Source organism: Fulvivirga imtechensis AK7, assembly GCF_000331535.1.
Lineage (GTDB): Bacteria > Bacteroidota > Bacteroidia > Cytophagales > Cyclobacteriaceae > Fulvivirga > Fulvivirga imtechensis.
Genome location: NZ_AMZN01000116.1, coordinates 1 through 22279, shown reverse-complemented (window position 1 = coordinate 22279; position 22279 = coordinate 1). Strand labels below are relative to the sequence as shown.

The window sequence follows — 22279 nt, the reverse complement described above, 5'->3', positions numbered from 1 at the left end:
TCTTATTTTAAGTCAAAATTATTATTGAACCGCTGACAATTCCCGTCAGTATTGCATTTTTATTTAAAAATGTAGCTTTTCTTTTCTTCAGAAAAAGTAATCTCATTGGTGCTATGAATTCTCAACTCTTCAATGATGCGATAGATGGTTCGTTCGGAAACGTTTAGCTTATGAGCCAACTCCCTTGGTCTACCGGTACGTTCTTTTTCAATCAGTTCCAGAAGATACTTTGTCCTTTCAAAATACTTTAGGCCTCCCATTGCTTTTGACATTTACTTAATACATTTTTATTTACAAACATCGCCACAAACTCCACCTCCTCTTTATACTCATAGCTTCTTCTGAAGCTGTTATATCGAATAGGCGCTCCGTGCTCTTTCATCCAGTTGAGGTAGTTAAATACACTGCGTTTGGAGACCCGAAGTTTTTCAGCCAGCTCTTCTGCAGTGCCGGTGGACCGCTGGCGAACCAGCCAGTCCAGGTATTCTATTTTTTTGAGGAAGTTCATAGATATATCATTCAAATTCCTGCTTTATTTCCTTTATCCGATGATAAAGGCCGGAGAGCGCATAGTCACAGTACCGAAGCGCCTCAGTCAGTTGTTCTTTTTCCTCCCACTTTTCGTGTTCCACGATTTGTGTCATAGCATCGAAATGCTTTTCATACCGTGCGTGCAGTACCCACATAGCCGCTATTTTATCAATGATCTGCTCCTTATTCATAGTACTGTCAGTTCATTTGAGTAAATTCAGATTTTGTTTTCGGACGAGTAAATCTTAAATCGTATCTTAGCATTAGGTTGTTGAAAGTATCAGACGAGGAAGCGAGGTGGAATAAAAGCCAAAAAGACCAACAATTTACTATAGTGACTGATGATTTTGAAAATGGTGTATGGCGCATAATCTATTTAGATGGGTTTAAACGTACTGGAAAAATTTATCATGAAGTAAAATTAAATTTTATTTTAACAAATTTAAAATTTTCTTAACTCAATTCAAGATTTGGAGTATAAAAAAATCATTGGCGAGCGAATAGCCCATTTTCGCGGTACCCGCAGGCTGACGCGGCCGGATTTCATGGAGATATTGAACAAAACCATTGGTGGGCAATACACCACTCAGGCTTTATATACCTGGGAGAAGGGTAAAGCCACGCCACCTGCGGACCTTGTGCCGGTGCTCGCTCAGGTGTTGGAGGTAACAGTGTCCGAACTGTTTGGACAGGAACCTCAAGGGAATACTGAACTGTCCAGTAGGAATGTTCAACTTGAAGAGGAAGTAGAAAAGTTGAAGAAGGAGGTAGAGGAGCTTAAGGGAGAAAATAAAAAATTAGAAGGACGGCTGGAGGCCTCCGCTTCGTTTTTAAGGGAGGTGATGGACAGGATGGGTAGCAAGTAACAGCCGGCAGTTCGGCAGGAGCAGTATACGGGTATAGTAGTTAGTCTTGAGTATTGAGTAGGAAAAGTAAACGGTAAACGGTAATCAGTAATCGGTGTGTGTAGAAAAAACATCAAACAAAAAACAAATCAATAAGGGAGCACATTCATAGAACCTCATTTATTGCTGTAGCTTCGATGTTTGCACCTCACCCCTCAACAGTCTGAATTTAACACACAGTTGAACCGCCCTCTCCTCTCAGGCTACTTCATGCACATATCTCTTCTATTCCTCCTGAATATTCATTATCATAACGAGCGTAAATAAGTTGTACGGCCAAAAGCCCTGAAAGGGCAATATCCATAATGATGGGTGAAGCCCATCGAAGGGCGAATTTATACTCCAAAGCCCTGAAAGGGCGAAATGAACCTCCTGCTGAAATGAGGATCTATTTTGGATGCAAAGCTAAGTTGAAATTTATTTATGGGACAATCACTTGTAAAAAACTATCTGCACATTACCTTCAGCACTAAACACCGTCAAAAATTGATTCAACCACCTTATGAAAATGAACTTCATAATTATCTCGGTGGAATTTGTGGCAATTTAGAATGCCAACCCTTAATAGTAGGAGGATACACTGATCATATTCATGTGTATAATTTTATTTTCAATGGTCACATGGAATTCGCTACAAACTTTATTCATCCCGCGGTTGGTATAATTTGGGATGCCTAAAGTTTATGCTCATTTCATATTCTATGTTTGCTATCAAAGAAAATTGCGTGGTGAAGCTTATTGAAGCCATTCCGCCCCTTTAGGGCTTGTGTTTACATACGGCTAATTGACAAAAGGCTACACCTTTTGCTGATGGATATCGCCCCTTCAGGGCTGAACTGGAACCAATGACTACGTCTATTGAGCATCTTAAATATTTATATTTAAGTAATGTGAGTTCGATATAGTGGAACCGATTAAATTGTATTCGTATCCAAAACAGACTAAAAAGCCTCTTTTTAAGATCATTCTGAGGCACGAAGAATCTTACTAAGTTCAGGGATACCATTAACAACTTAGTAAGATCCTTCCTCACGTACCAATGACAAGTTTTCATTACATGCTGATAGTCAGCTAATTATTAAATCTTCATATCGTCATCCCGGACGTAACGCAGTGAATATCCGGGATCTCCTCGCTACTGGCAGTGACTGAACCTTAGCCTCTGCCACCGATCAGGGAGATCCTGAATATTTTCTCCGTTACTCTACGAAAATTCCAGGCTGACGTGCTGGTTTATGATTTCTGTTCCTCCTCCGCTTCCTCTGGGGTTAATGATGCCAGAATGTCATTATCCTCAAAATCAACTGAAAGTTGTTGGATTCCTCAGGATGACTGCCTTTTTTAAGCATTTTATATCGAACTCACGTTAAGTAAGTTCTCATTTCCTCTGTGGTTAGCATTAAAGTGGTTAGTAATTCGCTAAACACCAATTTCTCTCTTCTCCAATGATTGATAAGCCTTTTGCACCCGGTCATAAATAAATACAGTGCGTTTCTTGTACTTGAAGTAAAGCCAGAAGGCAATGATCAGGCTGATAAATAAAACTCCCAAAAGAATGATCACATACATCAAGATCTGATTACGCTCTTCCAGGGCTTTGGTTTTGGCATCTAACCTGTTCTTGTAAGCTGCTTCTATTTGGTATCTGATATTACTTTGATTGAGGTTTTTGTGTAATTGGACTAGTGATACATTAAATGCATCTTGCAGGCTGTCATAATACCTAGCTTTGTCATGGTTGCCCACTCTCGTGTATAGCTCCTCCAGTACTTTACAGCCACTGTAGTATTGATCAACCAGACCCATAGACCAATACTTGTCTTTTAAATAGAACAGCCTTTTCTCGTTATGGAAGATGGATGAATCAGGGTATTTACTTTTATAGATCGCACCCAGATTTTGATGGAGAAGGGCTAGCGTTCTTTCTTTAATTTTACTGCTGTCTAGCTCCAAAGCTGCAATAAAGTAGCCCTTAGCTGTTGATGAGTCTTTTTGGACAAGAGATAGATAGCCGAGGTTGTTGAGAATCATCGCCCGGAAATAGGTTTTATCATATGTTTTGAGGGCCTTGTTGAAGTATTCAATAGCCTTTTCATATTGCTTTTGGTCTTGATACGCTAATCCCATATTGTTATAGCAAGTTGCCATCATCTCATAATTCTTGAGATTGTGGTAGAATTCAAGACTTTTCACCAGAGACTGAATAGCGCTGTCATATTGAAAGAAATCTGCCTGGGTTTGCCCCAGGTTATGATAGGCTCTTCCTAGCTGCAATGTATCATAAACCTCACCCGCTGTAGCGATGGCATCATGAAAATACTGCATCGCCAGTTGTTCAAGCCCTGCATTACTATACAATATGCCTAATTGCAACTGAGTGCCTGCCATTAATTTTAGTTTGTCAAGATCCCGGTATATGATTAATGCGTCTAATAGTGCAGAAAGTGCCTCTGCATGGTTTTCATTAAACATTTCTATGTAGCCTATCAGGTAATAAGCATTTCCCAAAACATCGCGGTCTTGTGCTTCAATAGCCAAGTCTTTCACCTCAAGCGCAAGCTCCAGGTTTAAAGAGTTTCTTGCAGAGTCATACAACTGCTCTAACGTTTGAGGGTGAGCATTAAAACTTATCAAAATCAACAATAAAAGGCCTAATTTTTTACTCATAAATCTTGATTGAGACTGAATCAACTATTTTCTTTTACTACAGAGGTTTTTTAATCTCCTCTTTCTTTTCCAGAGACTGATATGCTTTTTGTACTCTGTCGTAGATGAAAACCGAACGCTTTTTGTATTTATAATATAGCCAAAAGGCAATAATGAGGCTAATGAATAAGACACCTAGCAGAATAATGATATATACCAAAGTTTGACCGCGCTCTTCGAGTTCTCTGGTTTTAGCATCCAGACGCTTTTTGTTGGCTGCTTCTATTTGATATCGGATATTTATTCCGTTGAGTTCTTTGTGTAATTTGACTAATGAGGTGTTAAATGTATCTTGCAGGCTGTCGTAATACTTGGCCTTTTCAAAGTTTCCTACTCGCTCGTATAACTCTTCAAGCTTTTTACAAGCACTATAATATTGATCAGACAGACCCATTTCCCAATAGTTACTTCCTAAATGATGTAAGGCTTTTTCCCGAAAGTAAATGGCTGAATCAGGAGATCTGCTTTCATAAAGAAGTGATAAATTTTGATTTAGATATACAAGCGTTCTTGGTTTAATATGATTGGTATCAAGTTTTAGTGCTTTTCGGAAATACTCCCCCGCTTGAACAGAGTCGGCTCTATCAAGTGAGGTGTTTCCAAGATTATTAAAAATCATTGCCTTGTATTTTATCGAACTATCAAATTCTAGTGCTTTGTTGTAATACCAAGTACATTGATCATAATCTCCTTTTTCTTGATAAACGGCTCCTATATTATTATAGCATAAATAAAGGTCTTCATTATTCTCAAGTGATCGAGCTATTTCTATCGTTTGGTTAAAGCAGATAATTGCGCTGTCATATTTCTTTGCATCTCTTTGCTCATATCCCAGATTATAATATATACGTGACATTGCCACGGAATCTTTCAATTGCTTTCGTATATCGAGGGCGTTTTTTAAACATTTTATTGCTGCTTCTGGTAATCCTGTATTGGAATAGATATATGCTAATCCTTCTTGCGCATTGGCCATTTTGGGTTGATCGTCTAATTCGCGAAATAGGATGTAAGCTTCCATCATTGCGGAAATACTCTCAGAAAAATTACTGTTATTTTTTTCTATGTATCCGATCAGGTAGTAGGCTTTAGCTAGCATTTCAAGATCTTGGGATTCGACAGCCAAATCTTTTACTTCATGTGCTAATTCCAGGTCTAGCGCTATAAGTGCAGAGTCATACAGCGCATCCAAATCCTGGCCAGTAAGAGCAAATGAGCCAAACAAGAACAGTACGTTGAGAATAATTCTGGGCATACTAAGGTTAGGTTTGCTCGTAAATAAACAAAAATTTCCTAATAGTTTACATTTGTTTTTGTGATAAGCTTACATAAGGTTACATGTTGGTTATTGAACTAGTTGAATAGCGAAATGCATAAATACCTGATAATCTGTATTATTTTTGTACTACCGCATTTGGGAAGGATCAGGAATGCAATTCATTTGCACTGTATGTATGGGTTTAATCTGGCAGACATCAATTCGCCCGCCCTGCCCCTTTGGATTCCAAAAAGGCATTCAATGGCTCGTAAGCTTCTGTCAGTCTTTCATAGACAAAAGCATTTTGTTTTCTACTTCTGTAGTAGAGGCAAAGGAAGATCAGTGCTCCGGTAAAGAACAGCACCAGTAATAAAATGATGAGTCGTAGTAGAGCATTTTGCTCTTGCAGTTCGGCTGCCTGTTGATCACTTTTAGTTCTCCAGGTTGCTGCCTCTACCTGATACTGCATGTTGAGCGATTTCAGCTCATCCTGGAGCTTCATCATGTTGGTGCCAAATTCGTATTGGAGCTGTTCGTAATGATCAGCTTTGGTAAAATCATTTTTTGCTTTGTACAAGCCTTCCAGTTTGTAACAGGTTTGAAAGTAGTCCGCGCCAAGAGTAATAGTTTGATCTTTAAGGTATGAAAAACTCTTTTCGTAAAAATAGAGAGCTGAGTCTGGGAACTTAGGCTCATAAATAGAGGCAAGATTTGCATAGAGAATTGAAAATGTTCTTCCTTCGATATCATCTGCTTTTAATTGTAATGCCTTATCAAAATACTCCATTGCAAGCTGGGGGTTTCCTTCTTGCATGTGACTGTATCCAACGTTATTAAGCACCCTTGCCTGCATCGAAATACTATTATCAGTGTCGAGTGCAAGCTTATAGTATTCTCGCGCCTTCTGATGTTGCCCTTTGTCTTCAAATATTGTTCCTAGCGCATTATAAGCTATTGCTGCTCCAGTTTTGTCATTTATAGCGTTGGCTATTTGAAGACTTTTGCCATAAGCAGAACGGGCACTATCCAGTTGATGAGTGTCTAAATATACACTTCCTATATTGCGATAGGTGTATACCAAACCGCTTGAATCATGGTTATTTTGCCGTAAACTGACTGCATCGGCAAAATATTTTAAGGAAAGATCCTTAAAGCCGCTTGAAGTATAAATGTTACCAATATTCATTAGTACACTTGAAAGGTTTTTTTTGTCATCTAATTCTCGGTATAGTTCGATCGCTTTAAAGTAATTGAGAACGGCATCATAAAAATTTTCATTCTTACGGTGGATATAGGCGATGAGGTAGTAAGTATTGGCCAATACCCGTGTATCATTCACTTTTATGGCTACCTCTTTTACTTTTTCCGCTATTTCTAAGTTGCCTGACTTACGTGCTTCATCGTAGAGTTCATTGATATCCTGAGCAAAGCCATCGAGACTTATGAAAAGAAGTATTAGAAAGATAACATTCTTAGACATGGTTGTGGTTTTAGCGCAACATTTGGGTTGAATTGTAAATTAAACAAAAATGGAGGAATGTACTCCCCCCATTATTGGCTAAAACCTTACATTCAAGATAGGATGGCTTAGTTTCCTGCGGGAGGGGGGTCATCTGTAGTGCCGGCCGCGTCAGTGCCTCCAGCAGCCTCTCCTGTCTGAAGCTTCTTATTTATGTCATACAGAATATCTTCATTTGGATCAGTACAGGCAGATGTTGCAACAAATAATCCTATTATGCAGAGTAGTGATAGTATTTTTTTCATAGCTTCAGTCGTTTTTATTTTTTAATAATTTAAGAATGCCGTAAATTAAAAAATTTAATGGCACGCGTTTTGGCAGTCTTATGGGGTTTATAACGCATGACAGGTTCTTATCAAATGCAGGATTATCTGGCGTTGCAACTCGTAATCCCCTGATTCATAATGGGTTTTATTTCAAAATTATAACGTTGTCATAAGAGTCAAACCCACAGTGAAATTGAACTGCACGGCATGTAAGCCATACTCTTATTTGCAGAAAATCAGCAGGTTTTGTGCTTTTTATGAGTTTTTCTCACATGGAAGTGGGGGGATAGTGGGTTGGGAGTGAGGTGAAAGGTGGTGGAAGAGCGGGTTTCCAAGACAATTTTAGTTCTGAAAGTCAACCATTTCGTAGTCAGCTTTGGTCCTTAATGTATAGTAGGTATACTCATCATCATATTTATACCATTTATAGTTTACTTGTTTAAAACGTAGAAGTCCAAGAGCCTCACTGAGTGTCTGTTGCGTATCCTGTTTGTTCTTATTATTAGCAAATATGGCCCCTTCAAATTCCAGTACCGAATGTCCTCTTCCTTTTGTTTTTACTTTAATATTTTCAGTCCACAGCTTTTGGCTTAAAACTTCACTATAATTTTTTCGCAGCTTTGGAAATTCGGCTTTTTGAATAGAAATAACCTTCCTTTTCAATGTTTTCCCAAGCTGGTTTATTTCTTTATCGCTGTGCTTCTCTGCGTCATTGATAATTTTGGCCCAGGCACCGAAGAGTACAATTTCCATTTGCACGGATGTAACACTGTTTCTATAAGTGCTGCCATCGAAGCTGTTTGTACTTTCAATTTCTCCTTTTAGCTGATTCTTAAACCTAGTCAGCTCCTTTTGTATGGCTTCGGCTCGTTCAATGCTATCTAATCGAGCATTTTCAACGCTATTTCTGGTGAGTATACTGTCAATTTCTTTTATTTTATTCTGTGCTAATTCGTACTTTTCATCGGTTGTTTCCACCTTTTGCAGGTAGGTTAAAGCTTCTTCGTATTCGTTATTATTAAAATGGTCGATTCCTGTCTCATAGTTGCTTAAGCAAGAAGCTAATAACGTGATCAAAGCAACCAAATAGTAAGTTGTAATTTGTTTCATCTTTATAATTATTGGATTCAAAATTTCATTGTCGCATTAACTACACCGACACCCACTCCCTACAACCCACTGGCAGCAATGACCACCGCATTCATTCTTGTTTTTTCCCGAACACCCACAATTTGAAGTAGAGGGACACCCGATGTTTCCAGAGCCGGAGGGCAGGTGCTCACACGCTTTGCCATCGTTATCAGAATCTAAATCGCCACGGCACTTCGGGTCGGCATCATAGGCTGCCTGGGCCTCTTGTTGAGTAGCATAATCCGCGCAATTGGAGTCTGGGCAGGGGGTGTCATTATCAGCATCGCAGCCGGACAGTTGCCAGGCGGCTATCATTAAAATGATACTTAGGAAAATTCGTGTCATAGCTCTTCTTTTTCAGGTAAGTAAGACCCGGGAAGAGCTTTTTTATAATTAGTTTTCCGAAGGAATGGATTTGGTTTCCGAGGCGCTGGTTATTCAATTCAATAGGCCTTAAGATAAGGTTCTTTCCAGATTTTAACATTATATCTTTGCACTGGTTGCTTTCCCCAATTTTCTGTTACTGTCACTGCGGAAATACGAATATGTACGTCAATTCCTTCGGTTACATTATCATTGAACAAGCCAATATAGAATGTACCAGAATTGGGTTGTTCCATTCTCTTGTAAACCAGAGGTCCATTTCCTTTATCAAATTGATAAAAGTCATTGCCGTTCATAAATAGCTGTGAGTTATCATAGTCTGGAATAAACCAATACTGGATATTGTCTGCCTTATTAGGTGCACCAAATTCTGCGAACCCATCCAAAGCAAGACTGGCGAGTGCAGTTGAACCAGTGAAATCCAGCCCTGCCAAGGCATTCATCAACTTTGAGGAGGCTTTTAACTGCTGCTTACGTTTAACTGCTTTTTCCTCAGCCTCCGAAAAAATTGTTTCAGCATCTTCTCCTACACCCAAATAGTATGACCAGCTAATGGTGTTATTTGGGAGGGTGACTTGTATGGTGGTTTTATTTAATAAACCATTTGTTGCCATAAGAGAATGCACGCGTTCTACTTTGTGTGGAACAACATTAATGACGGCCGTATCTTTAGATATCAAATAGTCTTCTTCAATAGTATAATAGGTGGTGTCATTTTTAGTTTCCCAAAAAACAGTAGAATTAAACTTTTTACTTGGATTACCAGGAATTCTTGTGAGTTTATATCTACAAATCCTTGCGCCTAATGCCGAATTTTTAAGCCTTAGCATATAAATTCCGGTATTCAGTATAGTAATAGATTTATCTTTAATTTGATCCTCCTCGAATTCATAAAATTTTGAATTATCCGGGTACTCTAGTATTTCAATTTCCCTAATTTTCTTGCCTTTGACTTCTTCAATATTAAATACCAAAGCATCACCTTCTGACAAACCAAAATAGAATCTATCTTCGGAAAGACCTCCAACTTTCAGGGTTCCTTCTGATAGAACAATGTTATCCTGTCCTATCAATGGATTTATTGCTGAAAACAGAACAATTAAAGCCACATAATGCATTTTCATCTCGATAAAATTTTTGGTGTAAAAATTGATCAGGGCTCCAAAAGACGCGATGGCTTAGCCATTGTGGCACAACGGGCAGCAATTGGAGCAACCATCTACATTAGAGTAATATGTACGGGCCTTTCTAACAGCACTGTGGCAATCAGGATGTTCTCCCAGATAAGTTTTATCCGAGGGCATTTTACTGCATCTTTCTTTGTGTACCTCGTGATCGTTGTTAGGATTTGTGTCTGTTCGGTGATTTACCCAATACCTGTCCATGATGATAATTGTTTTGTTAGAAATGAATTTTGAGGAACAAGTAAAATGTAAGAGGCGAGGTATGCTAATAAACTTTCCGAATGGAAGTATTTACTTTCCGGGTTTAGTAAGTTAATGTTGTTCCAGGCTTAAATCGTCAATTCGATACGTTATGGACTTATTGATCTGCAAATTGTTTTTGCTGAATTCTTTAAAATAAATGGCCAGGTATTGCTTTTCCTTATCTCCTGATTTTTCAAGTTCATCAACCGGAATCTCTTCATTTTTCATCTCCTCAAATTTTTCCTCTTTACGGATCAGTACAGTACGTCCCGCTATAGGTTCCTGACCTGTGAGTATTCCCGAAAATACGCCCTGCAAAACCTTTGGGCTGGTCACCCCTGCAATACGATATACATGATAGAAGCTTTTTCCATCTTCTGATTGCATTAAACAAAAAAGACAGCCTTTGCTCAAGGTAAGTTCTCCTCTATAGCTTCTGTCGGGTCCTTTTAATATAAACATAATCTTACCCGACTCTTGTGTGATTTGTACTGGTGATTGATATACAGCCCCTGTGGGTATGCTTCTTCTGACGTAGGAATAATAGGTTCCTGTACAGGAAAGCAAGGTTGGATCAATCGGGCTTTCCAAATGCTCTATCATTTTATCAAAATCACCATACCCCATGTATTTGGCAATCTCATCCAATTTATTTGGCATAAGAGATAGAACCATCACCTCTTGCTTTGCGGCTTTTTCCATCTGCTTTTGTAGACTTTCATACAGATATTTTTTTGTGATTGTACCGCCAACTCTTTCACTCATTATTCCAAATCCATAATGATCCCGTGATTGCCCTGTTGCTGTGGCAAGAGTCTGCAGAAGCAAGTCGATATGTTCAATTTTAACCTTTTTAGCCATTCTTAGGAATATCTTTTTTAGCCATTTCAATATAGGAAAACCAAAGGAAACTAAAAGTAAACCGCTGGAAAACATAGGATTTGTGCCGGTAAAATAGCCCCTCTTAATCTTCCAACTTTGTATTGTTCATTGATCAATAACTGAACAAGATCGATCACACCGGATAGCTGCCTCGCGAACAGCATCCACACCGGGTCTAAGCTGATGACCTGCTGAATCTGCCCATGATGGGAGGTGGAAACAGCCGGAAGTCAATAAGGTCCACCCCATCACTTTAACGGCTTGGGCCGCTAACTGAAATGGTAATGTATTGAATAACAGTTAATTGAATGAGTAGCTCATTCCAACACAGGACTCCTATTGCCATTCCAAAAGCACGCCTGCAGCCAATTCTTCAACAAAAATTTTTAATGACATGAAAAAGTTTAAATATTTATTTTTAGTAGTATTTGTGTTTGGTCTGTTGGCCATGAGTTGCAATGACGAGAACATTTCTCCTTTGGGAGGCGGTGGAGAAGATGATGATCCACCTATATCTACAGACTCGTCAAAGAACAATGCGGTGTACTTTCATCATGAAATAAACTAAGTTTTATTACATGGTTGGCTATAAAGCCGTCCTTTTAAGAGGGCGGCTTTATCTTTATTACGGAATATTTATTAAATTAAATTTTGTCTACAGTAAACTATGAAACGTGAGCATCAGGGCTACATTTATTTTACTGTTGTTGGTTGCCTTAGCCTCAGCTCAAAATAACCAGGAGCTGGAAAAAAGTACCGCGCAGAAATACAATGACATGGCTATGCACTTTCACCACTCTGGTGAGTACGATAGCAGCATTATTTATTATGAAAAATCAGCAGCACTATTTGCTACTGAAAATGATACCGTCAGGGTATTAACAAATGAGATTAATATTGGCAAAGCTTATCGTGATATGTCGCAGTACGATAGAGCGTTAGATAGGCTATATAAAGCGGCCCATCAACTGGAAAGTTGCTGTGAAGATCATTCCTTATGGTTAGATAATTATTTCTCGTGCTATACCACAATCGCATCAGTCTATCGTAGTACGAATGACCACTTAAAAGCTGAGGAGTATTATTTTAAACTGGACGACCGGCTGAAAGATATGGATGCCAAAAATGCAAAAATCCTGGAAGCGAGGAACCTCAATAACCTGGGAAATTTATACCTGACCACGGGAAACCATAAAAGCGCTAAAACTTATTTCACCAGATCTCTTGAACTGAATAGAGCATTGCAGAATCGTGGAAGTATGGGACTGACGTTGAGTAATTTGGGAATTATTGAAATAGATCTCTATAACTACAAAGAAGCGGAAAACAACTTACTCGAGGCTCTGGCTATAAAAGAGGAAGCGGGTAGCAAAAAGAGTATGGTTTATACACTTAACCAGCTTGGCAGACTGTATGTAGCGCTAGATCAACCACAAAAGGCTACTGGTTATCTGCAGCGTGCAGAGATCATCACCAGGGAAATAGGCACACTCGACCTGATGGTCGAAAACCTGGAGTTTCGGATTGCGCTTCTGAAACTTTCTGGCCCTGACTCTAAATTGTCCGCTCTGTATGATGAATATATCTCGCTGAAAGATAGTCTCATGAATAAAGAGAAGGTTGAGAAGCTGGCGGAAATGCAGGTGAGGTATGAAACAGAGAAAAAGCAGCAGGAAATATCAATTCTGGAGCAGGACAAGGAATTGCAGCAAGCCGCGATCGAGTTGAGACAAGCATGGATTGTGGTACTTTTAATAGGTCTTTTATTCATTGCAGCCACAGTAATATTAGTGTATCAGCGCCTCAAGAGAGAAAACCGTAATAAGCGGAAAATAGAAACATTGATGAAAGAGGTGCAACACAGGATAAAAAACAATCTACAAATACTTTCTAGTCTGTTAAGCCTGCAAACAAGGACGTTAGAGGATGCAAAGGCGATTGCTGCAATCAAAAGCGGTGAAAGCCGCATTAATGCGATGGCGCTGATCCATCAGAAAATAAACAGTTCGCAGCAGTATACGCAATTAAACATAAGAGATTATATCAACGACATTATAGAATACCTCAGGCAAGCCTATGGATTGGAAGCATATAAGCAACAGGTTCAGGCAGATGTGGTGGATGCTGAGCTTGATGTAGACTTGGTAATACCCTTAGGATTAATAACTAATGAACTGGTTAGTAATGCCTTTAAATATACGTTTCCTCGACAGAAAGCCCCTCAATTACTAATTCATATATCTTTCATTGAATACAAAAAACTTCAATTGGTAGTTAAGGATAATGGCCCTGGGTTTTCCGAGAATGGCACCAGCCTGAGAACAGGGTCTTTAGGATTGCAAATAGTAGATACCCTGGTTAAACAGCTAAAGGCGACTATCAGCAGGGATGCTGGTGATGGCTTTGCAACGATAATAGAAGTACCCATTAAAAATAACCCTCTATGGAAAAAATAAAAATGCTAATTGTTGAAGACCAACTATTGATCGCGCAGGATATAGCCGGTAAGCTGGAAGATAATGGCATAGAAGTATTGGATATATGTGTTTCTGGAGAAGAAGCACTAAAACTTCTGGAAACAACTCAGGCTGATCTGATACTAATGGACATTGAATTGGCCGGTGCTATGGATGGTATATCAACTGCTAACATCATCAAAGAGCAGTATTCCATTCCTGTTATTTACCTGAGTGATCATACTGATGATAAACTGGTTGAAAGGGCCAAAAAGACACTGCCAGTCAACTATCTATCCAAACCATTTCAGGAGAGAGACCTCATTAGGGCAATAGAAATAGCTTCTTATAACAATATGAAGTCGGGAGTGCAAAAAAGATCTTTGAATAAAGACTATGTGTTTCTAAAAGAGAATCAGCAGTTTGTCAAAATTGCTTATGATGATATTCTATACCTTCAAGCCGATAGAGCCTATAGCCAAGTGATTACAAAGGATAAGCTATTTACATTCTCCAGCAATATGAAAAATATTTATGAACAGATAGATCACCCGGCTTTCTTAAGAGTACACCGGTCATATGTTGTAAACCTCAACAGGATAACTGCCATTGATGGGAATGTGCTTAAACTCGGAGACAAAAGTGTGCAAATGAGCAAGGAATATAGAGATGATATTTTGAACCAGCTAAAACTAGTGAAATAGTCTTTGGAAAAATACTGTGGGTATACGGAAAAAGATTTTGACCATGTGAGCATCCAGTTGTAAATAGATGGCTTTTAAACAATATCACATGAACTCAAACACATATAAGTATGATGTTTTTATTTCTCATGCTGTAGAAGATAAGATGAGTATTGCCAATGATCTGTGTGAGTTATTAAAACAGGCAGGTTTAAAAATATGGTACTCCGGTAATGAACTTGGCATCGGAGACAGAATCGAAAAATCCATTCAAAAGGGCCTAGATCAGTCAAGATTCGGTATAGTCATTTTTAGCCCTTACTATCTATCCAAAACATGGACGATAAGAGAGCTCTATTCGCTCATGGCCAAAGAGCGTGCTGGCCAGAAGGTGATACTTCCCGTACTACACAATGTGACCATTGATGATCTGAAAGCCAAGGACCTTACTATCGCGGATACTTTTGGAATTTCATCAGAAAAAGGCATTGAAATAGTAGCAGCATCCCTTATTAGCGAGATAAGGAAAAGCAAAAAGTCTGCTAGTGAAGAAAACGAAAACAACCGCTTAACCCTTGGACTATCATTCAGTTTCCCAAGGTTAATAGGTATTATATTGCTTTTGCTCCTCGGTTTTTCAAGCTTTTTTTATTTAAACAGAGATATACCGTCTGATTCACTTATTGAGCAATCTATTGAGCAGAGGATTAAAGCTTTTCAGGATAAAATTGATAATGATCACCTGCTGGAAATGAGCAGTTCGGAGGGAAGGGTTAGTACTATGGACGAAATAATAAAATTTTACGCTCGCTTTAAAGATCTAAAGGCGCAATACCGTAACGAATATGAATTCACTAATGGTTTTACTGATGTGAATTTTAAGAAGAATGTTCGCGAGGTGTTAAATACAGATGTTGAGTCACTTGCACCCGTGAATAATTATGGTTTCAATCTTCCTGCCATATATTTGTTTGACTATAAGCCGAGTTCACACATTATCGAGGTAAAATATGCCCTGTTAAATACACAACCCATTCAGTATGCCGTTGAAAAGGAAGAATCTACTGAAAACTATAAATATCTTGTCAGAGTGGCTTATGAAAATAATATCAGATACCTCTCCGTTGACCTCACCTTTTCCAAAAGGTCTGATTGGATGAAGAAGAAAAGAATGACTGTTAAGGGCTTTTTGCCAAAGGAAACTTATGTTTTTGAAAAGGAAAAAGATGAGTGGGTTTTTAAAGGGGTATCAGGCAACGATTGAGCGAAAACTGTAACGTATCGTTCGGAAAGAAAATCTAACAGTTAGGAAAGGCCATTTAAATCTTCTTTCAAAAAAAGTCATTTTGAATAATTAATTGACTTCAAAAAATGACTTTAACACAGACTTTACTTGTGGTTTCGATTATTCTCATTTTGATAGATGTTTTTATCCTATCCGATATCACAACTCATATAGCCTATATTTTATTATCTCTTGCAGTTGCAATACAGTTTGATGCATCCTTTTTGTACCAATTAATTATTGGGATCCTGTCATGGTTCGTGGTCATTTCATTTCATTATTTCATATGGAAAAGAGCACTTGTAGCTGTAGCTGACAAATATATTGCACCTAAAAAACACATAAATGGCATATCAGGAAAGATAGGCTGTATTGGTACTATAAAAATAATAGACAGAAGAAGCTATGTCGAGGTTGATGATGAGCTATACCAATTTGTCGATGAGTCTAGCCGCCATCTTAATGAGGGAGATCAGGTAAAAGTCAAAGGAACAATATCAACCAAATTAATAATTTAATGTTATGAGCATAGTATACACTATCCCCCAATCCCATGTGGTTATTATTGAGCGTTTCGGAAGGTTTTCAAGAGTACAAGGAGATGGTTTGGTTTTTCGCATGCCGTTTCTGGAGTCTATCAAACATCTTCCCGAATGGAAAGGAAATGCTGTAAAGAAGAATTTTCTCGTAGAGTTATCAGAACAGCAGACAGATACTCCTCCAAGGCAGTGTCAAACGCTGGATAATGTAACTATAACCGCTGATGCTTCTATTTACTGGAAAATAGTTGATCCTGTTAGAGCTGTTTACGAAGTGGACATACTACCTAAATCAGTATCAGATCTGGCTCTTAATGCGCTAAGAGCAAACATAGGTAAACTGAAGTTAGATCAGGTAGTTTCAGAGAGGCAAGAGCTTAATAAAAGAATAGCAGCTCAATTGTCGAATATAGGTGCTAAGTGGGGGGTTGTGTTTACCAGGGTAGAAATACAAGAGATAAACTACTCTCATGAAACAGCAGAAGCAATGATGCAAGAAATGGCTGCGGAGAGAAAACGCAGAGCATTATTAGCGGAATCGGAGGGAAAGGCGGGCGCTGAATTGAAACTTGCGGAAGCATTTGCAAAATCTACTTTAATTAAAGCTGAAGCTCTTGCTGGTGCTCTTAAGATTAAAGCCGAAGCTGAAAGGCAATATCTTGAGAAAATATCTGAAAGGGTGGGAAGTCCTATGGCAGGTCAAATTATACTTTCTCAGAAGTATTTAGAAGGAATGGATGTAATTACCAAAAATGCTGGCAACAAGGTTTTTTTGCCAACTCACTTTAATGGGATGTTTAATATTTCTGCCGAAAATAACGAGATAAAGTAATGGGAAGTACAGGCCAAACGTGCATAAAATCCGGTCGGTACAAGTGTATTAAGCACCGTTTTTACATTATAAGGATGGACCGTGGAGCGACATTCCCACCTTGTAAGGAAGGAAAGGACCATGGAACCACTTGGATTTATATTGGATAATATGCCATTGCGCTACCAAAAACGAGTCAATCTGGGAAAAGGTCGAGGCCTCAACCTTAGCAAAAGTGGAGTATCCTATAGTAAACGAACGAAGGTTGGTTCTGTAGGAAGTCGCGGTTTTTCGATAAAAACTGGTATTCCCGGGTTGACTTTTCGTAAGAGCTGGGGAAAGAGTGGAAGTGGGTTGTTAATACTGATGATAATTGGTGGCGCAGTATTGAGTTGGTGGGTATTCTACAATTTAGCAAGACTGATTGTTTTCCTATGTGGGTGGACCTATGAATTTATCCAGGGCAAGTACAAATCGCTCCGAAAAAGTGATAATTAGCTCATTTTTTATTAAATTGATTACAAAATCCCATGAAGTACTCCATTAACGCTCTTATTGTGACGATTATTTTTATTGTTACAGCTTGTACGCTTACCCGAACAGAGGCGCAAACTGTCTATGTTACCAAAACCGGTAGTAAATACCATAAGGCAGATTGTCGATATCTTAAATATAGCAAATCTTCTATTAAACTTTCTGAAGCTATGGAGCGTGGTTACACACCTTGTAGCGTGTGTAGGCCAAGTAGTACAGCCACAAAAGAGGCATCAGTACGTTCTTATTCACCTGATACTGCAGAGGTGAAAAAGGAGTCTGCTCCAGCCAAAGATATTATTGCAAAACAATGTAAAGCTACCACAAAAGCCGGCTCACGGTGTAAGCGTACTACCAAAAATGCTAACCAGCAATGTTGGCAACATCAGTAATTCTAAAAAACTAACTCAATCTACAAAATGAAAAAGATCCTGTTTTCTATTCTTGCGGTTGGGCTCCTATCATGTGAGCCAGCTCAGAAAAATGAAGCGGTGGAGGTTCAAAGTGTCGAGGGGCTTTATGTATTCATTTTATCTAGACCTAAAGTTGATGTTGAACTGCTCGGGTATATTTCCAATGATGCGCTTGATCAATATAGTGAAGCCACAAAAGGGGAAAAAGGTTTTGGTAAAATCGTGGGCGGATTATTGAAAACAACAGTGCAAAATACCAGTTTTAAACCATTGGTGACACGTATGGTAAAGTTGGCAAAAGAGCAGCATCCTGATGCTGAGGCAATTATTTTTGATGCCAATCTCAGTAACGCAAAAGTGGTTAAGTTTAAAGAAGAAAAATTTTACTGATCTACTTGCCGTCCCCACCCCTCAAATCTGCCGCATTCACACACCACCAATCTGTCCCGCAGTCAGTAACTTTATACCTCAACAAAACCAAACTACACTATGGCGACAACACTTAATCCGTATCTACACTTTTCCGGTAATGCAGAAGAGGTATTTACATTCTACCAGTCCGTATTCGGAGGGGAGTTTATGGGTGGCATCACCCGGTATAAAGACATGCCCATGGAAGGGCATAAAGATGTTTCCGAAGAAGATCAAAACAAGGTATTGCATGTTGCATTGCCTATTAGCAACGACAGCGTACTCATGGGCAGTGATGTTCCTGAATACATGGGCAAGGTCAATCAGGGCAACAACTTCTTCATCTCCATCCATACCGACTCCAAAAAAGAAGCCGACCGGCTGTTCAATGGCCTCTCTGCCGGTGGTAGCGTAAGCATGCCTATGGCTGATGCACCGTGGGGCGCGTATTTCGGCATGTTTAAAGATAAGTTTGGCGTGCAGTGGATGGTGACTTACAGGGCGGAGAGCTAGACGCTAAGCGATTTGGGCTGAGTGTTCTGATGCGTTTGTAGATACAATCGGTATCGGTCCAAAATAAGCTCCACTCACCCGGAGGCAGGTCCTTGTGGAGGTGATTTCACCCGTTGTCTTTGACAGAAAGTTTTAATCTGTAGATATGGGTTTTATGTTCCTCTTTTATTTTGACTACGAGATATTCCACGTGAGCATATTGCGGAATGCGAATCTCCCTGTTGGTCCTGCTTTCCTTCAACCATAAAAGCCTTCCTCCGCTAGAAAGCATCAACTCAAGGACCAGTGATTTGTCAGAACGTACTTCAATATTTTCAGGAAGCAGAATTGTTTTTGTCGTGGCAAGGCTCACCTCCTTGTCATTGGCGATCAAAATAAAATCAGGATATGAGAAGTTTAGCGTAATAGCCAGGTAAAGAATATTTAGCATGACGAATATTGGATTAATTCTATTCTCATAATGCAGAATTTCAAAAAAGGTACAGCGGGGGGTAGTCATCAAGAGTTAAGCTGTTGATACAGTGACTTACTTTGGTCTTCGAAACCTCCCCTGGCCCACTCCAAAGGGGGAAAGTGCTAAATCAAATTTGTCGTGCAGTTAATTAGCACTGTCCTCCGCTGGCGGAGGTGGCCGAAGGCCGGAGGTGGAGCTTTTCGAGCAGTTTTTGTTTTGGAACTCCAATTTTCGCTTTATTGAAATATGGAAGCGGATGAAAATAACTACTACGGCTACAACGCCGGGCTAAAGGGTTTTGCCAAAGAGCTACGAAATGGGATGACAAAAGCTGAGGCTTGTCTTTGGAAGTACGCACTGAAGTCGAGACAAAGAAATGGATATCAATTCAGGAGACAGCGCCCCGTATTTAATTTCATAGCTGATTTCATGTGTAAAGAGTTGAGGCTGGTCATTGAAGTAGATGGGATAACGCATACCTGGGAAGAAACTGTGATAAGAGATATGGAAAAAGACCGGGATTCTGTCTGAAGCTGGCTTTCATATATTGCGATTTGAGGATGCAGAAGTGTTAAATGACATCAACAGGGTGATTCAGGTAATCGATGAAAAAATTCTGGAGATTGAGAACCTCCCTCTAGCCTCCTCCAAAGGGGGAAAGTGCTAAATCAAATTTGTCGTGCAGTTAATTAGCACTGCCCTCCGCTGGCGGGGGTGGCCGAAAATAGTTGCTAAAGTCCCCCGGCTTTATCCTCCCCTGAAGCTTTTCCTAATAACGTAACAACGCTGCATATTTGTTAATATCCAAAACTATTTGGATTAGCATAAACAAAATGTATCAACAGTTGTTCGTGTTGTAGCAGTGCTATAACATGTTAGAGCGACTCCCAAAATTCTCATTTGACAGTCATCGCCTTGGTTAATTCCCAATCTCTGATGCCATAATATATTATTTCGAACGCGGCATGCTGTTGATTGGCCTTGCCCTATTCCAGGGCATCAATAAGCAAAAAATCCATTTAATAAAACAGATCGAATCCTTGTGTTCGTCATTTCACATTTTCAAATCATATAACCAAAATAAAATCATATGAAGATCACACATGTACTCCGATTATTCCTTTACTCATGTCTTATAGTATTATCGATCTCCTCTTGTGAAGAGGAGCCTACAGAACAGCAAGAACAACCTGTACAATTTGCCTTTAACAGTGAGCAGTTGGCCGAAAATGGAAGACTGGCTGACCTTGACGATGCCCGTGCCATAGTTATTTCCATAAAAAACTCCTCCGGGGAGACCGTTCTGAACATGGAAAAAATTGAAGTGTACAAGTTAGAAGGAACAAACTATACTCAGAAGTTTATCAGTAAACCGGTAAGCCTAATGCCCGGGGGGTACGAAATAACAGATTTCCTGGTAGTGGATGAAGATAATAATGTAATTTATGTTACCCCTAAAGAAGGTTCGGATAACAGTAACCTGGTCCACGACCCACTGCCTATCCATTTCTCGGTTACCGCAAACAGCATTAATGAAATCTCTGTTCAGGTCGTTGATGCCACAACAGATCCAGTAGAAAGCTTTGGTTATGTCTCCTTTTCTATTCGTGAACGTAACACATTGAAATTCAGAATTCAGCCTTTTATTGTTGAGTACGAATATTCAGCTTATGAATATTCACCTCACTGGGCACTCACAGAGGCCTATGTTGAAGTGTCTAAGGCGTCCAGTCGGGAGATAGTATTTGAAGGTATGATATCTCCGGGCAACAATTTAATTGAAATTCCTTTTAATTCGTGGGATTCATTTGTTATCAAAGTCACCAAGGAGTTTTACGAACCGTATGAAAAAACTTTCACCAACGAAGAGCTGATTGCTACTGAGGGCGATCCGATTGAGGTGATTCTTGAAAGCAAAACCGAATTTATTCCTATTTTGTCCACCGATGAGACGATTGTTTCACTATTAGTTCCACCTGGTGACCATTCCAAGCTTCTTTATACCACCAACGATGGCTTGTATAAGGTGAATATTGGTAATCTTCAAAACCCTGGTACTTCCGTTTTTGTAGCAGCACACACGGGCTACCTGCGCGTTGATTTTTTTGGCAACCTACGCCTGGGCGATTATGTTTCTACCGATCAGGGAGAAACGTGGACTCATGATCCGGAAGAAGGACCCAGAACATTTGCGGAAATTGACGGCACGTATTATGGACGTATAGGTTCCGAATTGTATGGCAAACCTGCAGGCGGTGAGTGGGAGTTGTTGAGTGAATTATCTCCGTATACCAAAATTGTAGCATATGAGGATCGACTATATACAGCTCCTGGAAATATCCATTCAGACGGTTTTTATGTTACAGAAGATGGGATAAATTTTGAGGAGATCCCTGCCAATGTGATGGATATCGGTAATAGTTTCTTTAAGGGTACCGGGAAACTTTTCCTTAACACATATTTTGAGGGTGGAGGGTTTATTGTTTTATGGGATGGATCCAGTTGGACTGTTGATAATAGTATTCATGAATATGATCCTGAGTTTAATCGTTTTTACATTGAGGAGTATAAAAATAATCTTATCCTGGTAGAGAATGACCAGGTCAAGGTGATCCAGTTCAATAACTGTAGTCCTGGAGCATGCGAAGCCCAATTACTGGATACATTTGTCTCCGAATATGTTTTCCACGCTTTTTCAACCATATCAGGCCGGGAAATGGCAGGTGATGTCCTGATACTTCAAACAGTTGCAGATAATAATGGCGAGACGCATCTCTATGCCATGGATCTGTCAGACTTGGAACTGGAATAAAAAACTAAACTGTAAATAGCGTTTCCTTCCTCCTGGAGGGGCACAACATCTCCAGGAGGAGGAAGCGTTAAGTTTGGTTGGGTTAAATGCAAGCATATTTTATATGCAATACATAGTACCATGTACTGCATATATCATTTTTCCTAACTCCATATGCGAAGGGTGTTGATAGGATAAAATTGAAACATCAACCAAAAAATTATAAAATTCCTATCTGTCAAAAATAAAATTATCTGTAATATTGCAGTCCGGTTTTCGGGATGTGGCGCAGTCCGGTTAGCGCACCACGTTAGGGACGTGGGGGCCGCTGGTTCGAATCCAGTCATCCCGACCAAACTAAGAGCAGGATCAGCAACGGT

Annotated in this window: 27 protein-coding genes and 1 tRNA gene; 16 read left to right on the top strand and 12 right to left on the bottom strand. The window is 39.4% G+C overall.

The genetic code is table 11. The features are described 5' to 3' along the window. Positions 1-59: 59 nt before the first annotated feature. Genes C900_RS25765 through C900_RS25755 form a run of 3 tightly spaced genes read right to left on the bottom strand, consistent with a single transcriptional unit; the run spans position 60 to position 722 of the window. Entirely contained in the window at positions 60-260 is a 201-nt protein-coding gene (locus C900_RS25765; RefSeq protein WP_040497579.1) for an HTH domain-containing protein, read from the bottom strand. After that, entirely contained in the window at positions 248-508 is a 261-nt protein-coding gene (locus tag C900_RS25760) for an HTH domain-containing protein (protein ID WP_009583351.1), read from the bottom strand. The genes C900_RS25765 and C900_RS25760 overlap by 13 nt, the downstream gene beginning before the upstream one ends. Before the next feature lie 7 nt (positions 509-515). After that, positions 516-722 carry a hypothetical protein gene (locus C900_RS25755; RefSeq protein ID WP_009583350.1) on the bottom strand — a complete coding sequence of 69 codons (207 nt, stop codon included), beginning with the start codon at positions 720-722 and terminating at the stop codon, positions 516-518. Between the two features lie 279 nt (positions 723-1001). Here C900_RS25755 and C900_RS25745 point away from each other — a divergent pair, with 279 nt between their 5' ends. Next, positions 1002-1397, top strand: a complete 396-nt coding sequence (locus C900_RS25745) for a helix-turn-helix domain-containing protein (protein ID WP_009583348.1) — start codon at positions 1002-1004, stop codon at positions 1395-1397. 462 nt (positions 1398-1859) lie between these two features. Next, entirely contained in the window at positions 1860-2114 is a 255-nt protein-coding gene (locus tag C900_RS25740) for a transposase (protein WP_245558492.1), read from the top strand. A gap of 741 nt (positions 2115-2855) precedes the next feature. Here C900_RS25740 and C900_RS25735 read toward each other — a convergent pair. From C900_RS25735 to C900_RS25705, 8 genes are all read right to left on the bottom strand, one after another. After that, a complete protein-coding gene (locus tag C900_RS25735) occupies positions 2856-4103 on the bottom strand; it encodes a tetratricopeptide repeat protein (protein WP_009583346.1) in 1248 nt (415 codons plus the stop codon). A gap of 37 nt (positions 4104-4140) precedes the next feature. Beyond that, a complete protein-coding gene (locus C900_RS25730; RefSeq protein ID WP_009583345.1) occupies positions 4141-5397 on the bottom strand; it encodes a tetratricopeptide repeat protein in 1257 nt (418 codons plus the stop codon). Positions 5398-5617: 220 nt separating this feature from the next. Beyond that, on the bottom strand, positions 5618-6880 hold the full coding sequence (locus C900_RS25725) for a tetratricopeptide repeat protein (protein WP_009583344.1): 1263 nt from the start codon (positions 6878-6880) through the stop codon (positions 5618-5620). 107 nt (positions 6881-6987) lie between these two features. After that, positions 6988-7164, bottom strand: coding sequence for a hypothetical protein (locus C900_RS30150; protein ID WP_009583343.1), 177 nt, complete (start codon positions 7162-7164; stop codon positions 6988-6990). Positions 7165-7527: 363 nt separating this feature from the next. Beyond that, the gene (locus C900_RS25720) at positions 7528-8295 is read right to left on the bottom strand and encodes a hypothetical protein (RefSeq protein WP_040497577.1); all 768 of its coding nucleotides are present in this window, start codon (positions 8293-8295) and stop codon (positions 7528-7530) included. Positions 8296-8331: 36 nt separating this feature from the next. Further along, positions 8332-8661 (bottom strand): hypothetical protein, encoded by a 330-nt coding sequence (locus tag C900_RS30295; protein ID WP_185114002.1) that lies wholly within the window; start codon positions 8659-8661, stop codon positions 8332-8334. Positions 8662-8759: 98 nt separating this feature from the next. Continuing rightward, positions 8760-9824, bottom strand: coding sequence for a hypothetical protein (locus C900_RS25715; protein ID WP_009583339.1), 1065 nt, complete (start codon positions 9822-9824; stop codon positions 8760-8762). Between the two features lie 372 nt (positions 9825-10196). After that, positions 10197-10988: a hypothetical protein gene (locus C900_RS25705; protein ID WP_040497575.1), complete on the bottom strand. Its 792-nt coding sequence runs from the start codon at positions 10986-10988 to the stop codon at positions 10197-10199. 415 nt (positions 10989-11403) lie between these two features. Here C900_RS25705 and C900_RS30140 point away from each other — a divergent pair, with 415 nt between their 5' ends. From C900_RS30140 to C900_RS25660, 10 genes are all read left to right on the top strand, one after another. Beyond that, entirely contained in the window at positions 11404-11577 is a 174-nt protein-coding gene (locus C900_RS30140) for a hypothetical protein (RefSeq protein ID WP_157494231.1), read from the top strand. Positions 11578-11683: 106 nt separating this feature from the next. Next, positions 11684-13465 carry a tetratricopeptide repeat-containing sensor histidine kinase gene (locus C900_RS25700; protein ID WP_009583335.1) on the top strand — a complete coding sequence of 594 codons (1782 nt, stop codon included), beginning with the start codon at positions 11684-11686 and terminating at the stop codon, positions 13463-13465. Then, a complete protein-coding gene (locus tag C900_RS25695; protein ID WP_009583334.1) occupies positions 13453-14169 on the top strand; it encodes a response regulator in 717 nt (238 codons plus the stop codon). Before C900_RS25700 ends, C900_RS25695 begins: the two co-directional genes overlap by 13 nt. 88 nt (positions 14170-14257) lie before the next feature. After that, entirely contained in the window at positions 14258-15412 is a 1155-nt protein-coding gene (locus C900_RS29015) for a toll/interleukin-1 receptor domain-containing protein (protein ID WP_009583333.1), read from the top strand. Positions 15413-15519: 107 nt separating this feature from the next. Continuing rightward, entirely contained in the window at positions 15520-15951 is a 432-nt protein-coding gene (locus tag C900_RS25685; RefSeq protein ID WP_040497574.1) for a hypothetical protein, read from the top strand. 4 nt (positions 15952-15955) lie between these two features. Continuing rightward, complete coding sequence (locus C900_RS25680; RefSeq protein WP_009583331.1) at positions 15956-16804, top strand: SPFH domain-containing protein; 849 nt, start codon at positions 15956-15958, stop codon at positions 16802-16804. A gap of 120 nt (positions 16805-16924) precedes the next feature. Continuing rightward, positions 16925-17281, top strand: coding sequence for a DUF4236 domain-containing protein (locus C900_RS31090; protein WP_040497573.1), 357 nt, complete (start codon positions 16925-16927; stop codon positions 17279-17281). A 32-nt stretch (positions 17282-17313) separates the two neighbouring features. After that, the gene (locus C900_RS29010) at positions 17314-17709 is read left to right on the top strand and encodes a hypothetical protein (protein WP_051053026.1); all 396 of its coding nucleotides are present in this window, start codon (positions 17314-17316) and stop codon (positions 17707-17709) included. A gap of 27 nt (positions 17710-17736) precedes the next feature. Further along, a complete protein-coding gene (locus tag C900_RS25665) occupies positions 17737-18120 on the top strand; it encodes a hypothetical protein (protein WP_009583329.1) in 384 nt (127 codons plus the stop codon). Between the two features lie 99 nt (positions 18121-18219). Beyond that, complete coding sequence (locus tag C900_RS25660) at positions 18220-18654, top strand: VOC family protein (protein ID WP_009583328.1); 435 nt, start codon at positions 18220-18222, stop codon at positions 18652-18654. A 106-nt stretch (positions 18655-18760) separates the two neighbouring features. Here C900_RS25660 and C900_RS25655 read toward each other — a convergent pair whose 3' ends face one another. Then, positions 18761-19084, bottom strand: a complete 324-nt coding sequence (locus tag C900_RS25655) for a hypothetical protein (protein ID WP_009583327.1) — start codon at positions 19082-19084, stop codon at positions 18761-18763. Positions 19085-19354: 270 nt separating this feature from the next. Here C900_RS25655 and C900_RS30925 point away from each other — a divergent pair, with 270 nt between their 5' ends. The 4 genes from C900_RS30925 (at position 19355) to C900_RS25640 (ending at position 22254) form a co-directional block, all read left to right on the top strand. Continuing rightward, positions 19355-19639, top strand: a complete 285-nt coding sequence (locus C900_RS30925; RefSeq protein WP_009583326.1) for an endonuclease domain-containing protein — start codon at positions 19355-19357, stop codon at positions 19637-19639. 16 nt (positions 19640-19655) lie between these two features. After that, positions 19656-19775 carry a hypothetical protein gene (locus C900_RS30920; RefSeq protein ID WP_009583325.1) on the top strand — a complete coding sequence of 40 codons (120 nt, stop codon included), beginning with the start codon at positions 19656-19658 and terminating at the stop codon, positions 19773-19775. Positions 19776-20198: 423 nt separating this feature from the next. Beyond that, the gene (locus tag C900_RS25645) at positions 20199-21920 is read left to right on the top strand and encodes a DUF4458 domain-containing protein (protein ID WP_009583323.1); all 1722 of its coding nucleotides are present in this window, start codon (positions 20199-20201) and stop codon (positions 21918-21920) included. 256 nt (positions 21921-22176) lie between these two features. Next, positions 22177-22254 (top strand) — tRNA-Pro (locus tag C900_RS25640). Positions 22255-22279 lie beyond the last annotated feature (25 nt).